The sequence below is a fragment of the Pseudomonas rhizozeae genome (assembly GCF_031583775.1).
Taxonomy (GTDB): Bacteria; Pseudomonadota; Gammaproteobacteria; order Pseudomonadales; family Pseudomonadaceae; genus Aquipseudomonas.
Window position 1 is genome coordinate 1 of sequence record NZ_JAVLSB010000043.1, and the last position, 14,466, is coordinate 14,466.

Annotated in this window: 14 protein-coding genes; 9 read left to right on the top strand and 5 right to left on the bottom strand. The window is 61.5% G+C overall.

The genetic code is table 11. The annotated features are described in order from the left end of the window. The first annotated feature begins 307 nt into the window (after positions 1-307). The 9 genes from RG836_RS13310 (at position 308) to RG836_RS13350 (ending at position 9,217) form a co-directional block, all read left to right on the top strand. Positions 308-2,764 carry a TonB-dependent receptor gene (locus RG836_RS13310; protein WP_310846027.1) on the top strand — a complete coding sequence of 819 codons (2,457 nt, stop codon included), beginning with the start codon at positions 308-310 and terminating at the stop codon, positions 2,762-2,764. Positions 2,765-3,069: 305 nt separating this feature from the next. Further along, entirely contained in the window at positions 3,070-3,675 is a 606-nt protein-coding gene (locus tag RG836_RS13315) for an SCO family protein (RefSeq protein WP_310846028.1), read from the top strand. Then, a complete protein-coding gene (locus RG836_RS13320; RefSeq protein ID WP_310846029.1) occupies positions 3,675-4,148 on the top strand; it encodes a copper chaperone PCu(A)C in 474 nt (157 codons plus the stop codon). Before RG836_RS13315 ends, RG836_RS13320 begins: the two co-directional genes overlap by 1 nt. 86 nt (positions 4,149-4,234) lie before the next feature. Then, positions 4,235-4,378, top strand: coding sequence for a hypothetical protein (locus RG836_RS13325; protein ID WP_310846031.1), 144 nt, complete (start codon positions 4,235-4,237; stop codon positions 4,376-4,378). Positions 4,379-4,561: 183 nt separating this feature from the next. Then, positions 4,562-6,031 carry a sensor histidine kinase gene (locus RG836_RS13330; protein ID WP_310846032.1) on the top strand — a complete coding sequence of 490 codons (1,470 nt, stop codon included), beginning with the start codon at positions 4,562-4,564 and terminating at the stop codon, positions 6,029-6,031. A gap of 106 nt (positions 6,032-6,137) precedes the next feature. Next, a complete protein-coding gene (locus RG836_RS13335) occupies positions 6,138-6,515 on the top strand; it encodes a response regulator transcription factor (RefSeq protein ID WP_310846033.1) in 378 nt (125 codons plus the stop codon). 230 nt (positions 6,516-6,745) lie between these two features. Beyond that, on the top strand, positions 6,746-7,009 hold the full coding sequence (locus RG836_RS13340) for a hypothetical protein (RefSeq protein ID WP_310846034.1): 264 nt from the start codon (positions 6,746-6,748) through the stop codon (positions 7,007-7,009). Positions 7,010-7,054: 45 nt separating this feature from the next. Then, complete coding sequence (locus RG836_RS13345; RefSeq protein WP_310846036.1) at positions 7,055-7,363, top strand: hypothetical protein; 309 nt, start codon at positions 7,055-7,057, stop codon at positions 7,361-7,363. A 156-nt stretch (positions 7,364-7,519) separates the two neighbouring features. Beyond that, positions 7,520-9,217 carry a sensor domain-containing diguanylate cyclase gene (locus RG836_RS13350; RefSeq protein WP_310846037.1) on the top strand — a complete coding sequence of 566 codons (1,698 nt, stop codon included), beginning with the start codon at positions 7,520-7,522 and terminating at the stop codon, positions 9,215-9,217. Positions 9,218-9,220: 3 nt separating this feature from the next. On the opposite strand, the gene RG836_RS13355 is transcribed toward RG836_RS13350, so the two are convergent. The 5 genes from RG836_RS13355 to RG836_RS13375 form a co-directional block, all read right to left on the bottom strand. Beyond that, the gene (locus RG836_RS13355; protein ID WP_310846038.1) at positions 9,221-9,811 is read right to left on the bottom strand and encodes a TetR/AcrR family transcriptional regulator; all 591 of its coding nucleotides are present in this window, start codon (positions 9,809-9,811) and stop codon (positions 9,221-9,223) included. A gap of 29 nt (positions 9,812-9,840) precedes the next feature. Continuing rightward, entirely contained in the window at positions 9,841-10,593 is a 753-nt protein-coding gene (locus RG836_RS13360; protein ID WP_310846039.1) for a 3-oxoacyl-ACP reductase family protein, read from the bottom strand. Between the two features lie 208 nt (positions 10,594-10,801). Continuing rightward, positions 10,802-12,034, bottom strand: a complete 1,233-nt coding sequence (locus RG836_RS13365) for a nucleoside permease (RefSeq protein WP_310846040.1) — start codon at positions 12,032-12,034, stop codon at positions 10,802-10,804. 46 nt (positions 12,035-12,080) lie between these two features. Then, positions 12,081-13,184 (bottom strand): sugar phosphate isomerase/epimerase family protein, encoded by a 1,104-nt coding sequence (locus tag RG836_RS13370; protein ID WP_409078084.1) that lies wholly within the window; start codon positions 13,182-13,184, stop codon positions 12,081-12,083. Further along, complete coding sequence (locus tag RG836_RS13375; RefSeq protein ID WP_310846537.1) at positions 13,181-14,320, bottom strand: Gfo/Idh/MocA family protein; 1,140 nt, start codon at positions 14,318-14,320, stop codon at positions 13,181-13,183. The genes RG836_RS13370 and RG836_RS13375 overlap by 4 nt, the downstream gene beginning before the upstream one ends. Between the last annotated feature and the right edge of the window lie 146 nt (positions 14,321-14,466).

Below are 14,466 nucleotides of genomic sequence, written 5' to 3' on the forward strand. Positions count from 1 at the left end.
CGATGGAGGCCATCACCCAAGGAATGGATATGTACACCTGCCAAATCTTAAGTGCCTGATAAAAAGCCATCGCTGGCAAGTCGAATCGTCGCACCGCAGCTCCCACAGGGTTTGGGGACATCCGCAATTTATTCGTCAGCAGGCTCGACGCCTTCGTCGGAACGCCGCCCGGAGCCGGCTCGCTCCTACTTGAGACAACCACCCCACCCGCCACCGAAAAAAAATCTCGACTTTAGTGATACCTTTTCCGCCGTCGTCCGGTGTGTAGGGAAATCCCACTCTTCCTTGGCTCCGGCAGGAAATTCGAATGACGTTCAGCTCGCTGCAGTACCTGTCCAAACTCACCCCGACCCGCCTCCCCGTGAATGCCTTGAGCCTGGCGATCGCCTTGGCGGCGGTGGTGCCTGTGCACGCCGTGCAGGCCGCTGAGGCGGTCGAAAATGAAACCGCGCGCAGTTACTCGATTGCGCCCGGCTCTTTGAGCAGTGTATTGGCCAAGTTCGCGGCGACGTCCGGCGTGTTGCTGTCGTTCGATCCGCAACTGCTGGGCGATCGCAGCAGCGACGGGATCCAAGGCAGCTACACCGTGCAATCGGGTTTCGCGCGTCTGTTGCAGGGTAGCGGGTTCAGCTTGTTGAGCACCGGCAACAACAGCTACACCGTGACGCCGCAAGCCACCAACGGTGATGCGCTGGAGCTGGGCGCCACCACCATCAGCGGCCAGAACACCGCGGTCGACACCTACGACGGCGGCCAGGTTGCCCGTGTCGCGCGGCTTGGGGTGCTGGGCAATCGCTCGATCAATGACGTGCCGTTCAGCGTCGTCAGCTACACCGCCAAGACCATCGAAGACCAACAGGCGCGCACTGTCGGTGATGTGTTGCTCAACGACGCCTCGGTGCGCCAGTCCGCCGGTTTCGGCAACTTTTCCCAGGTGTTCACCATCCGCGGTTTGCCGCTGACCACCGACGACATCTCGTTCAACGGTCTGTACGGCGTGTTGCCGCGCCAGATCATCACCACCGAAGCGCTGGAGCGGGTCGAGTTGTTCAAGGGCCCGAACGCCTTTATCAACGGCGTGTCCCCGGCCGGCAGTGGAATTGGTGGCAGCGTCAACCTTGTGCCGAAACGCGCGCAGGACACCCCGACTCGTAGCGTCACCCTGGATTACGCCAGCGACAATCAGGTCGGCGGCCACATCGACCTTGGCCAGCGGTTCGGCGAGGACAACCGCTTCGGCGCGCGGGTCAACCTTGCCCAACACGGCGGAGATACAGCGGTGGATGACGAAACCGAGCGCTCGCAATTGATCGCCGTCGGCCTCGACTACCGTGGCGAACGCCTGCGCTTGTCCACCGATCTGGGCTATCAGAAGCAACGGATCAACAACGGTCGTTCGGTGGTCTACCCCACCGGCACAAAAGTCCCGCATGCGCCGTCGGCCAAGGACAACTACGCCCAGGACTGGACCTTTTCGCAACTTGAAGACACCTACGGCATGGTCAACGGCGAGTACGACCTCAACGACAACTGGACCGCCTACGCCGGTGGTGGCGCCAAGCACACCCGCGAGAACGGCCAGTATTCGTCGCTGTATGTCGGCAACGATGGCAGCGGTCGCGTGGGTTTCCTCTACTCGCCCCACGACGAAGACAACAAAAGCGCAATCGCCGGGCTGAACGGGCACTTCAACACTGGCCCGGTGACTCACCAGATGAACTTCGGCCTGTCGGGCATCTGGGGCGAACAGCGCTCGTCGTTCGAGGCGATCCTGGTGGCTAACCGAGTGCCCGGCAACCTGTACAACCCGACGCAGACGCCGCGCCCGACCCGCACCTACTTCGGCAGCGACATTCACGACCCGCGCATCGTCGGCAAAAACCGCCTCAAAAGCGCGGCCGTGTCCGACACCCTCGGCTTTCTCGACGACCGCGTATTGCTGACCCTCGGCGTGCGCCGCCAAACCATCGAAGTCGACGGCTGGAACACCACCAGCGGCGCGCGCAACGCCAACTATGAAGAGTCGATCACCACGCCGGTTTATGGCCTGGTGATCAAGCCGTGGGATCATGTGTCGTTCTACGCCAACCGCATCGAAGGCCTGCAGCAGGGTCCGACTTCGCCGTCCACTGGGGTGACCAACCCTAACGAAGTATTTGCCCCCAACCGCAGCAAGCAGACCGAGGCCGGGGTCAAGCTGGACTGGGACAGCTTCGGCGCGACCCTCGGCGTGTACCGCATCGAACAGCCCAGCAGCTCGACGTCGGTCACTCCCGGCACGGTACTCGGCACCTTCAGTGTGGATGGCGAACAGGTGAATAAAGGCGCCGAACTGAACATCTTCGGTGAACCCATCGATGGCTTGCGCCTGCTGGCCGGTGCGACCTGGATGGACACCGAACTGAAAAAGACCTCGAACGGTATCAACAATGGCAATCGCGCCGCCGGCGTGCCGCGCTTCCAGTACAACCTTGGCGCCGATTGGGACATCCCGGGCCTTCAGGGCGCGGCACTCAGCGGCCGCATGCTGCGCACCGGTGGCGAGTACGTCAACGCGGCCAACACCCTGAGCATTCCCGCCTGGACCCGGGTCGACCTCGGCGCCCGCTACGGTTTCAAGGCAGACGACAAATACATCACCTTGCGCGCCAACGTCGAGAACGTCGCGAACAAGGCCTATTGGTCCTCGGCCTCCACGAACAACAACTACCTGACCCAGGGCGAACCGCGGACGTTGAAACTGTCGGCGACTGTGGATTTCTGACACCCAGCATTTGCAGGCCTGCACACACCAAATGGGGGAGCGAGCCTGCTCGCGAATGCGGTGGGTCAGTCAACGCTGCATTGACTGACCTGACGCCATCGCGGGCAAGCCCGCTCCCACAGGGATTGGGGATGGCCTGAGACCTTTGAGCCTCACAAAGCTTGCAGATAATTGCCCTGCCCCATTGCGGCAATTTGTCGCTGCCCGCCTTGAACACCACGACAATTTGATAACATCCAGACGCTTTTTTTCGTCGGGTCGACCCGCCTCCGTCGATCCGCTTGCGCTGCCGAGGATGTGTTTCCATGAGTACGCTGTATACCCGCCGCACGGTCCTGTGCGGCCTGAGTGTGTTGAGCCTGGGCCTGTTGGCCGGTTGCGATGACAGCAGCAAATTGTCGTTCAAATACGGCAAGGACCTCAGCGACAAGATCATGGGACGGACTTTCAAGCTCAAGGACGCGCAGGGCGAAACCCGCACGCTGAGCAGTTACAGCGGCCTGATGCCGATGGTGTTCTTCGGTTTCACCCAATGCCCGGCGGTGTGCCCTACCACCCTCGCCCGCGCCGCCCAGGCGAAAAAACTGATGGGCCGTGATGGCGAAAAAATGCAGGTGATCTTCATCACCCTCGACCCCGAACGCGACACCCCCGAGATGCTCGACGCCTACGTCAAATCCTTCGATCCGACGTTCGAAGCGCTGCACGGCACGCTGGAAGAAACCGCTGCCACCGCCAAGGAATTCGGGGTGTTCTACGAAAAAGTCCCAAGCGGCTCGACTTACACCATCTCGCACACCGCGACCAGTTACGTCTTCGACTCCCGGGGCAATCTGCGCCTGGGGCTGTCCGCGTCCCTTACCGCTCAAGAGTGCGCAGAAGACCTGCTCACCGTTATGGAGGTCTGCTGATGACTTCGCTCCAGCGCTGCAAGCAACTGATCCTGGCCCTGAGCCTCGCCGGCCTGGCTTTCCACGCTTCGGCGCAAACCCAGGTCAACGATGCCTGGGTCCGCGCCACGGTGGCCGGCCAGCAGTCCACTGGGGCCTTCATGACCCTGCAAGCCAGCGAAGACAGCAAGCTGCTGAGCGTGCAATCGCCGATTGCCAAGGACGTGCAAATCCACGAATCGAGCATGAAAAACGACGTGATGAGTATGCGCCAGGTCGAATCGATCGCGCTGCCGGCCGGCAAAACAGTGAGCCTCGACCCGCATGGTTACCACGTCATGTTGCTGGAGCTGAACGATCAGGTGAAGGACGGCGCCAGTGTGCCGCTGACCCTGACCGTGGAAAACGCCCGGGGTGAGAAAGAAGTCATTGAAGTTCAGGCCCCGGTCAAAGCGCTGAACGGGATGCCTATGGATCACAGCAAGATGCACTGATCCGGTTTTCCCCCCACGCAAACGGGCGCCTACACGGCGCCCGTTGCGCATCTGATCCGTGTTTTTAATTGCTAACTGCCTCTGTATTGAAAACAGCTGAAGCTCGACAATACGCCTGCGCCACCCCACTCGATCCGGAGGTTCCCATGGCCAAGATGACGCTGTTCCTGTTTGGATTTCTCGTGCTCACCATCGGCATCGGCGTGCTGGCAACTATCCCGCCGGGCTGAGTCTGGCTTCGGGAAACGCAAGCCACGGTTAAACCAAAGTATGATCCGATGACCCGAACGGGTGATTGCCCAGATCAGGCAACGCGCCTACCGTTCGCTTCACATGTGTGCCCCAGCCACCTGGCGTGGGGCCGGTCCGGTCCACGGCAGGTCATTTCCCGAATGGCTAGACCGGAACCTTCCATGACCACCCTGCCGCTGAAAAAACCCTTACTGCGCAAAGACTACCTCGAGACCGACACCATGGCCTTTCTGGCCGCGCTGCTGGTTGCCGCGTTCGTGGTCATCATCAAGTTCTTCACCCACTTGAGCGTCGCCACCACGGTGCTCTACATCACGTTGGTGCTGATGTCGGCCAACGTGTTTTCGATTCGCATGGTGGTGGCGGTGGCGCTGTCGTGCCTGACCGTTCTGACGGTGATCTTCATCGTCGAGCGCGATTACCAAAGCACCGAAGCCATCGGCGCCTACGTGCGCTGCATCGTCTCGCTGTCGGCCATCACCTTCCTCGCCTTGCGCAGTAAACGCCTGGCCGACACCCTGCGGCGCAACGAGGCCTACATGGTCGGCGCGCAACGCTTGAGCCAGGTCGGCAGCGTTGGGTTCAGGGTCGATCACTCGACAATGGTATGGTCCGAGGAAGCCGCACGCATATTCGAGTACCCGCCCCACGAAACACCGACCATGCTGAAGATCCTCGCCCGCTGCCACCCGGACGACCGGCACCTGGCCGAGGCGGTGTTCGAGCAGGCATCACGGCACCAGCCGCGCCTGGAAGTCGAACACCGTTTGCGCATGCCCGACGGCCGGATCAAGCACATTCACCTGATCGCCAACCCGCTGCCGCTGCAACACGACGGCTTCGAATACGTCGGTGCGGTGATGGACGTGACGGCGAGCAAAGAGGCGGAAGCAGCGTTGTTCCAGTCGCAATCGCAACTGGCGCACGTGACCCGGGTGACGTCCCTCGGCGAATTGGCCGCGTCGATTGCTCACGAGGTCAACCAACCACTGGCGGCGATCCGCTCCAGCGGCGAAGCCTGCCGACGCTGGCTCGACCGCAGCGAACCGGACCTGGGCGAAGTGCGTATGTCCCTGGACCGCATGATCGCCAGCTCGGCCCGGGCCAGCACGGTGATCCAACGCATCCGCACGCTGTCACGCAACTGCGATCCGGAACGCCGGACTGAAAGCTTCAACGACATCGTCAGCGACACGATCGGTCTGGTGCAGTACGAACTCAGCCGCAGCCACGTCAAGTTGCGCATGGAGCTGGATGCAGTCCCGGCCTACATCAGCGCCGACCGGGTGCAGCTGCAACAAGTCATCCTCAATCTGATCATCAATGCCTGTCAGGCCATGACCGAAGTCGACCCGCGTGAGCGCCTGCTCAAGGTCCGCACCTGGGTGCACGGCGGCGAAGCCATGCTGGAAATTCGCGACTGCGGCGAGGGCATCGCCGAGGACGCGCTGGCGTCGCTGTTCACCCCGTTCTTCACCACCAAGGCTGACGGCCTGGGCATGGGTTTGTCGATCTGCCGCTCGATTGTCGAGTTCCACGAAGGCCGCATCTGGGCCACCAGTAGCCAGGGCGACGGCGCGGTGTTCTGCATTGCCCTGCCTTTGATGTTGCACCAGACAGTCGCGGCATAACGTCGCGGCATCGGCATACTTGCGTATGATGTAACCCGCCGTGAGCAGTGCGAATCTTGAAAGGTCGGGGCTGTATTCAACAGCCCCTCTTCCAAGGCAGAACCCCGTGCAAAACCCTCCGATCATTTCAATCGTCGACGACGACGGTCACGTCCGAATCTCGCTCGACAGCCTGGTGCGGTCGATGGGCTTCGTGTCCCGCACCTATGCCTGCGCCGAAGACTTCCTGGCCTCGACCTCCTGTGAAACCACCTCGTGCCTGATCTCCGACATCCGCATGCCGGGCATGAGCGGCTTGCAACTGTGTGAGCAATTGCGCGTGCGCAAGGTCGGCTACCCGGTGATTTTCATCACCGCATGCGTGGGCGAAACGCCGGAGCAGCGCGCGCGGGAACTGGGGGCGGCGGGTTATTTCAAAAAACCCTTTGATAGTAACGAACTGATGGAACGGGTTCAGCAGGTACTGAATAACGCGGCAAATTAATGCGTGTCGGTGTTGTTGACGGTCAATGACTGCCGAGTTTCATACCTCAGTATTAAACACTCAACCGCACACATGACGGCGCTGTACTTGAGTAGACATGACGCTACTTCGCACCAACGGTAACTTGGCGACATGTACTGCTGCTGTCGAATGCCGAGCCTTACAGCGGCACTCGAGGGATCAGTCAGCAGCATTTCAGCGTTCTCACTTTATCGTCCGGAGTACTTGTCATGACGGCTTCAACTGCAATGCCGGTTTTACTGCAAGCCTCGATCGTCAAACTGGAAGCCAACGGCCATTGGCTGGCGCACAGCACACTGCCTTCATTCGATGCCCTGCAACTGATTGTTGAATATGGCCCGCCGATTCCGAAACACCGGATGCCGGCGATTTTCTGGCCCTGCAACTCGGCGTTCAAAGTGCAGTTCTTTTTTCCCGAGTCGGCGGTAACCGCATTCAGCGCTTTGTCGGCCAGCCTGGCGGATGCGGCCTGACTGGATGTTGCGTTCATTCAAGGGTGAGTATTCAAAATGAATCAAATGAAAACTTCGCAGTGGGTATTGGTCCTGGCGGTGTTGGCGATTGGCGGTGTGATCACTAAAACGCCGCCCGCGTATGCGACGTGCGAAAAAGACAGCAGCGAACCGTTGGACAGTCGCCAGCAACAATCCCTGGCGGCACGCAATTTCGCCAACTCGGCAAAATTCCGCGTGGCCGAAGGAGGTGCGGAGCGCTTGAAGGAACGGCAATTGGCGGCGGATGGCTCGGATCGCTTGAAACCGAATCAGTATGCGGACATTGGTTATGACTACAGCGCTAACCTCAATGCGCATTACTCCATGGATTGATGGCGGCCGATGATTGGTCACTCGTGGGAGCGAGCTTGCTGGCGAAAGCGTTAGTCCAGACACCCCGCTTTGGATCCGCTTCGCCGAGATGTTCGCGCTGGCAGTCAGCGGGGCAATCGGCATACCATGCGGCGACCCTCGATTCAGATGTTGCCCATGATCAAAGCCAGTCTTCGCAGTCACTTGACGTTATGGTTTGCCGGCCTGTCGCTGCTGACGCTGATGAGCGTGGGCTTCTACGTCGGTCATATCGCCACCGAGCAAATCAAACAGGCCAGCGGCAGTGCGCTGTTGAGTACCGCCAAGTCCACGGCGTCGCTGCTGGGCGCCGAACTGCGCGAGCGGCAACTGGAAATTTCCCTGCTCAGCCGTGCGCCGCTGCTGCAGCGCGGCAATTTCGAGGACCCGGACGTATTGCGGCTCATGTCCTTGCGCACCCAGTCCCGCGCCGAATACGCCTGGATGGGGCTGGCGGATGCCGACGGCACCGTGCGCCAGGCGGTGAATGGCTTGCTGGTCAATCAATCGGTGAAGGCCCGGCCGTGGTTTCAATCGGGGATGCGCGGTGAATACACCGGCGATCCTCATGAAGCCGTGCTCCTGGCCAAGCTGTTGCCGGGCGGGACCGACGGCGAGCCGTTGCGATTCATCGACTTCGCCGCGCCGGTCCACAACGCCGAAGGCCAAGTGATCGGCGTGCTGGGTGCCCACGCGCACTGGAGCTGGGTGACGCAGATCGTCGATTCCGCGGTGCTGCGCCAGGACACCACGCCGCAGGTGCAGGCGCTGATCGTCGACCACAACGGCAACGTGCTTTACCCAGAAGCGTTGTCCGGGCAGCACTTGCCGATTCAAGCGACGCAGAAAACCTCGAACAGCGCGCCCGGCTGGTCGGCCGCCGATGGCTTCCTGACCAGCGTGGTGGCCGTACCTACGCCGTCGAGCGCCGGGCTGTCCTGGTCAGTAGCGGTACGCCAGCCGCTGGACATCGCCCTGCAACCGGCGCGCATCCTGTTCTATAAATTGCTGCTGTTAGGGGTGATCGCCGCCGTGGTCTTCGGCCTGGTGGCTTACTACCTGGCGCAATACCTGAGCCGGCCGATCGAGCAACTGGCCCGTGCCGCCAAACAGGTGCAGGACCAACAACCCGGCGCGACGTTTCCGCTGGAGCATTCGGTGCGGGAAATCGCCCAGCTCGGCCAGTCGATCCAAGGCATGACCCAGTCGCTGCTGGGCAAGGAACGTGAGTTGCAAGACGCCAACGCGTCCCTGGAAGCCACCGTGGCGCAACGCACTGCCGCGCTGATCGACGCCAATGCCGAACTGCTGAAACTGGCCACCCACGACGCCTTGACCGGCGTGCACAACCGCCGGCGTTTCGATGAAAAACTGCTGGAGAGCAGCCTGCTGTTCCAGCGCACGGGCAATCCGTTCGCCTTGCTGTTCATTGATGCCGACCACTTCAAGCGGATCAACGACACCCACGGCCATGCGATTGGCGATGAAGTGTTGTTTCAACTGGCCCGACTGATTCAGCAGAACACCCGCGCCACCGACTTCGTCGCCCGTTACGGCGGCGAAGAATTTGCCGTGCTGTTGCCGAATGTCGAAGGTGTGTCGAGCCCGGAAATCGTTGCCGAAAAAATCCGCGCCGGGGTGGCTGAGGCCAACTTCCCTCTGGTCGGGCAGGTGACCGTGAGCATTGGCATCGGCCTCGCCGAACTGTCCGACAGCAACAGCACGGCGCTGATCAAGCGCGCCGATCAGCAGCTGTACCAGGCCAAGCGCCTGGGGCGGAATCGGGTAGCCTACGAGCGCCGCATCGACGACGTACAGCCCGCGCCGTCACGCTGAACCTTAGCGGTTGATCGGGTGCAGAGCCTGGATCGCGAACTCGGCGATGGCATTCAATTGCTCGACCGTGGCCCCGGCCTTGGCGCTGACTTTCAGGCCATTGAGGGTCGACAGCAGGAAATCGCAAGCGGCACTCAGGTCGGTCTGCGACGCGATCTGCCCCTGCTCCAGCGCCTCGCGCAAGGTTCGCTCGAACGCCGCGCGCAAGGTCTTGCCGGCGCTGGCGTAGAGTTGATTGAGCTGCTCGTCGCTCAGACCAAATTCGCACACCGCATTGACGCCCATGCACCCGGCCGTCCCTTCGCGCTGCTCCCGCGTGGCGAACGACAACAAGGTGTTGCGCAACGACGCCAGCGGCGTGGCGTCCTTGCTCAAGCGCCAGATCAAATCACTGATGCTGTTGGCCTGATACTGTTCCATCGCCTGCATATACAACTGGCGTTTGTCGCCGAACGCGTTGTACATGCTCTGCCGGCTGAGGTTCATGGCGATCATCAGCTCTTCGGTAGACGCCGCCGCAAACCCCTTGTCGCAGAACACCCGGATCGCTTGCAGCAACGCCTGGTCTCGGTCGAATTGTCTCGGTCTTGCCATGGCTGCCTCAGGGATGCGGGTGGGTTGGATCAGGCCAGGTAACCGCCATCGACGGTGTGGCTGGCGCCGGTGACGAAACTGGCCTCGTCGCTGGCCAGGTAAGCCGCCATCGAGGCGATCTCGTCCGCCGTACCCAGGCGACCGACCGGCATCAGGCCGATGATCGAATCCAAGTACGGCGCATCGGCCGGGTTCATGTCGGTGGCGGTCGGGCCTGGCTGAATGTTGTTGACCGTGATCCCGCGTGACGCAAAGTCCAGCGCGAGGCCACGGATCATACCGACCATCGCAGCCTTCGTCATGGAGTAGGCGCTGGAGCCCGGGAATCGCGACTGCGACCCGGCGACGCTGCCGATAGTGATGATCCGGCCGCCGCGCTCCATGACTGGAGAAGCAGCCTTGGCTGCGATGAACGCGGCACGGACGTTGACTGCGTACATCTCGTCAAAAGCCTCGATGCTGAAGTCATCCACTGAGCCCAGGCCGAGGATGCCGGCGCTGTTTACCAGGATGTTCAGCGAACCCAGTTGCTCAACGGTACTGCTGACCGCGCGCTGGATGTCCGCCGCGTTTTTGCTGTCAGCCTTGATTGCCACGGCGCGGCCACCGTCGGCCTCAATGCTGGCCACCAGCGCTTTGGCTTTCTCATCCGACGCGGCATAAGTGAAGGCCACGGCGGCGCCTTCCTGAGCCAGGCGCCGCACGATGGCGGCGCCGATACCACGGGAGCCGCCAGTGACCAGGGCGGTTTTGTTTTCGAAGCGTTTGGAATGGGTAGACATGCTGTGAACTCGCTTTAGTGGATTAATTAATCTATTAATGTGCAGCGAAATTAGCTCTTGCGAGCCAAACAAGCAACCATTAAATGGATTTATTAATCTATTAAAGCGATAGGCGTGCTATTTAAGGGGCCGCTTCGCGGCCCAGCGAAAGCAAGCTCCCTCGCCACAATGGGAATCTCGCCTGCGATCGCAAGGCCGCAGGTGAGGTTCAAGCCTGGGGTTGCACCGCCACTCTTTCACGCCCTTTGAACGCCACCGAGAAGCAGAAAAAGATCGCCAACGCGAAGCCCGCCGGGAACAGCCAAATGCTTTTCCAGTCGTGGCTATTAGCTGTCGCGTAGTGATCGGTCACCTGCCCCGCCACCCAGAAGCCGATCAGCATGCCCAAGCCATAAGTCGCCAGGGTAATCAGCCCTTGCGCGGAGCTGCGGAAGCGTTCCGAGGCCTTGGCGTCGGTGTAGATCTGCCCGGAGACAAAGAAGAAGTCGTAGCAGATACCGTGCAGCGCGATCCCGGTAAACAGCATGAACGCCAGCTCACCGTTATTGCCGTAGGCGAACAATGCATAACGTAGCGCCCAGGCAAACATCCCCACCAGCAGCGCAAGCTTGATCCCGAAGCGCTGGATAAACAGCGGCAGGAGCAACATGAACAGTACTTCCGAGACTTGGCCGATGGCCATTTTCGCAGTCGGGTTGCTGACGCCAATTTCCGCCAGGAACGGATTGGCGTTCTGGTAGTAAAACGCCAACGGGATGCAGATCAGGATCGACGCGATAAAAAACACCAGGTAGCTGCGATCCTTGAGCAAGCCCAAGGCGTCGAGACCGAGCATCTGCTTGAGGCCGCCACTGCCGGCTTCAGGTTTCAGCGGCGCGGTGCGCGGCAGGCTGAAGCTGTAGAGCCCCAGCAGCAGCGAGGCAATGGCCGACATCAGGAATGTGTTGCGCAAACCGCCGGAACTGATCGCCTGCTGCGAGTCCCAGGCGAACACAAAACTGATCACCAGCCCGGCGACGATCCAGCCGAGGGTGCCCCATACGCGAATCCGTGAAAACTCCAGTGCCGGGTCGCGCATTTGGCGGAACGCCACCGAGTTCACCAGCGCCAGGGTCGGCATGTAGACGATCATGTACGCCAGCACGAACGGATAAAACGCAGTGAAATCCTGCGCCTGGTAGAGCTGGTACAACAGCACCGCGCCCACCAGGTGCAGCACCGCGAGGATGCGCTCGGCATTGAAGTAGCGGTCGGCGATCAGACCAATCACGAACGGCGCAATGATCGCGCCCCAGGACTGGGTGGAAAATGCCATGCCGATCTGCCCACCACTGGCGCCGAGGTTGCTGGACAGGAAGGTGCCGAGGGTGACGAACCAGCCACCCCAGATAAAGAACTGCAAGAACATCATGGCGCTCAAGCGCGCGGTCATCGGGGTCATAACAGTCACCGTGTTGTTTTTATTGTTGGAGAGCAAGCAGCGAAGTTCAGGCGTCGGGCAAACCCAGCAAACGTCGATTAGAGGCGGCGTCGGCCGTGACGCCGGCGAAGTCATCGAAGGCCTTGCGGGTTTTCTGGATCATGTGCCCCTCGATAAACGCCGCGCCTTCGGCCGCGCCCTGGGCCGAGTCCTTGAGGCAGCATTCCCACTCCAGCACCGCCCAGCCGTTGAAGTCGTATTGCGTGAGCTTGCTGAAGATTGATTTGAAATCGATCTGGCCATCGCCCAGCGAACGAAAGCGCCCCGGCCGCTCCACCCAGCCCTGATAGCCGCCGTACACGCCGGAGCGCGCGTCGGGGCGGAACTCGGCGTCCTTGACGTGGAACATGCGAATCCGCTGGTGATAGCGATCGATGAAGCCCAGGTAGTCCATCTGCTGCAGCAGCAAGTGGCTCGGGTCATACAGAATCGCCGCGCGCGGGTGATGATCGACTGCCTCAAGGAAACGCTCGAACGAGGCCCCGTCGTGCAGGTCTTCGCCGGGGTGGATTTCGTAGCAGAGGTCAACACCGGCCGCTTCGAAGCAGTCGAGGATCGGTAACCAGCGCTTGGCCAACTCGGCGAAACCCTGCTCGACCAAACCACTCGGACGCTGTGGCCACGGGTACACGTAGGGCCACAACAGCGCCCCGGAAAACGTCGCGTGAGCAGTCAGGCCCAGGCGCTGGCTGGCGCGGGCGGCAAGCTTCAATTGCTCGATCGCCCACTCGGTGCGCGCCTGCGGTTGGCCGCGCAGATGCACCGGGGCGAAGTCGTCGAACAGCGCGTCGAAGGCCGGATGCACCGCCACCAATTGCCCTTGCAGGTGCGTCGATAACTCGCTGATCTCAACGCCTGCAGCAGCGCAGGTGGCCTTTAACTCGTCGCAGTAGCTTTGGCTGGCAGCGGCGCGCTCGAGGTCAATGAACTGAGTGCCGAGGGTCGGCAACTGGATCGCCTTGTAGCCCTGGGACGCTGCCCACTGGGCGATGTTGGCGAGGTTGTCGAACGGCGCCTCGGCGGACATGAACTGCGCGAGGAAAATACCTGGCCCGCGCAGGCCGGTGGAGGATTGCACAGTAGCGTTCACGGCAGGAGTCTCCAGGTTCATAAGGGGCTGACCAGGGCAGTCCACTTGGCGTCACCGCGATGGCTGGCGATCACCGTTTCGATAAACGCCATGCCGCGCAACCCGACTTCAATCCCAGGCACCCCGGGGGCATCAGGGCCGGGCAGGTTGCTACGAATCGCCGTGGCGAAATCGCCATACAAGTTGGCCATGGCTTCCAGATAGCCTTCCGGATGCCCGGCGGGCAGGCGCATGCGTTGCAGCGCGGCCTCGCACAACCACGGCTGGCCTACCCCGGAACGGAGGATGCGCAGCGGTTGGTCGAGGGAACGATGGACCAGGCTGTTGGGCTGTTCCTGCTGCCACTCGAGGCCACCCTTGTCGCCGTAGAGGCGGATCTTCAGCGGGTTCTCTTCGCCGGCGCAGACCTGGCTGGCGATCAGCACGCCGCTGGCGCCGTCGGCCATTTTGAACAGCATGGCCGCATCATCATCCAGTTGCCGGCCGGCGACGTGGGTGCCGAGCATGGCGCAGAGTTGCTCGATCGGTTGATCGGCGATGAACTCCGCCAGGGAAAACGCGTGGGTGCCGATGTCACCGATACAGCCGCCGAGCCCGGACTGCTCCGGCTGGTCGCGCCAGCTCGCCTGCTTGTTGCCCTGCCCGGCCACGTCCCGGCTGAGCCAGCCTTGCGGGTATTCGACGATGACTTTGCGCAAGGTGCCAATTACGCCGCTGCGCACCATCTCCCGTGCTTGCCAGACCATCGGGTAGCCGAGGTAGGTGTGGGCCAGGCCGTAGCGGCGGCCGCTGCCTGCCAGCACCTGTTCCAGCGCCTGCAACTCGGGCAGGTTCAATGCCGCCGGTTTTTCGCTGAACACATCAAAACCGGCGCCCAAGGCTTGCTGGGCAATCGGTGCATGCAGGTGGTTGGGGGTGACGATCACCAGCAGTTCCATGCGCTGCTCGGCGGGCAAGGCTTGCTCTGCGCGCAGCATCTGTTGCCAGTCGCCATAGCAGCGCGACGCCGGCAAACTCAGGGCGGCACCGGTGGCCCGGTTGTTCTCGGGGTCGCGACTGAAAGCGCCACACACCAGTTCAAAACGGCCATCGAGCCCGGCGGCCTGACGGTGGGCCTTGCCGATAAAGGCACCCTCGCCGCCACCGACGAAACCCATTCTTATTTTTGCCGTGGTCATTCGCGTTACTCTCGGGTTTTACTAGGATGTAACCGGTTACATTGGCGCAAAATTTAGGCCCGTGCGGCCAAACTGTCAAACGCGCCGGGCGAAAAAAACGCAGGATTTCAGCCCACGGCCAACCT

Bases quoted from the DNA above. Each gene is read 5' to 3' on its own strand.
- RG836_RS13310 (WP_310846027.1), top strand. From the start codon at position 308: ATGACGTTCAGCTCGCTGCAGTACCTGTCCAAACTCACCCCGACCCGC.
- RG836_RS13315 (WP_310846028.1), top strand. From the start codon at position 3,070: ATGAGTACGCTGTATACCCGCCGCACGGTCCTGTGCGGCCTGAGTGTG.
- RG836_RS13320 (WP_310846029.1), top strand. From the start codon at position 3,675: ATGACTTCGCTCCAGCGCTGCAAGCAACTGATCCTGGCCCTGAGCCTC.
- RG836_RS13330 (WP_310846032.1), top strand. From the start codon at position 4,562: ATGACCACCCTGCCGCTGAAAAAACCCTTACTGCGCAAAGACTACCTC.
- RG836_RS13340 (WP_310846034.1), top strand. From the start codon at position 6,746: ATGACGGCTTCAACTGCAATGCCGGTTTTACTGCAAGCCTCGATCGTC.
- RG836_RS13345 (WP_310846036.1), top strand. From the start codon at position 7,055: ATGAAAACTTCGCAGTGGGTATTGGTCCTGGCGGTGTTGGCGATTGGC.
- RG836_RS13350 (WP_310846037.1), top strand. From the start codon at position 7,520: ATGATCAAAGCCAGTCTTCGCAGTCACTTGACGTTATGGTTTGCCGGC.
- RG836_RS13355 (WP_310846038.1), bottom strand. From the start codon at position 9,811: ATGGCAAGACCGAGACAATTCGACCGAGACCAGGCGTTGCTGCAAGCG.
- RG836_RS13360 (WP_310846039.1), bottom strand. From the start codon at position 10,593: ATGTCTACCCATTCCAAACGCTTCGAAAACAAAACCGCCCTGGTCACT.
- RG836_RS13365 (WP_310846040.1), bottom strand. From the start codon at position 12,034: ATGACCCCGATGACCGCGCGCTTGAGCGCCATGATGTTCTTGCAGTTC.
- RG836_RS13370 (WP_409078084.1), bottom strand. From the start codon at position 13,184: ATGAACCTGGAGACTCCTGCCGTGAACGCTACTGTGCAATCCTCCACC.
- RG836_RS13375 (WP_310846537.1), bottom strand. From the start codon at position 14,320: ATGGGTTTCGTCGGTGGCGGCGAGGGTGCCTTTATCGGCAAGGCCCAC.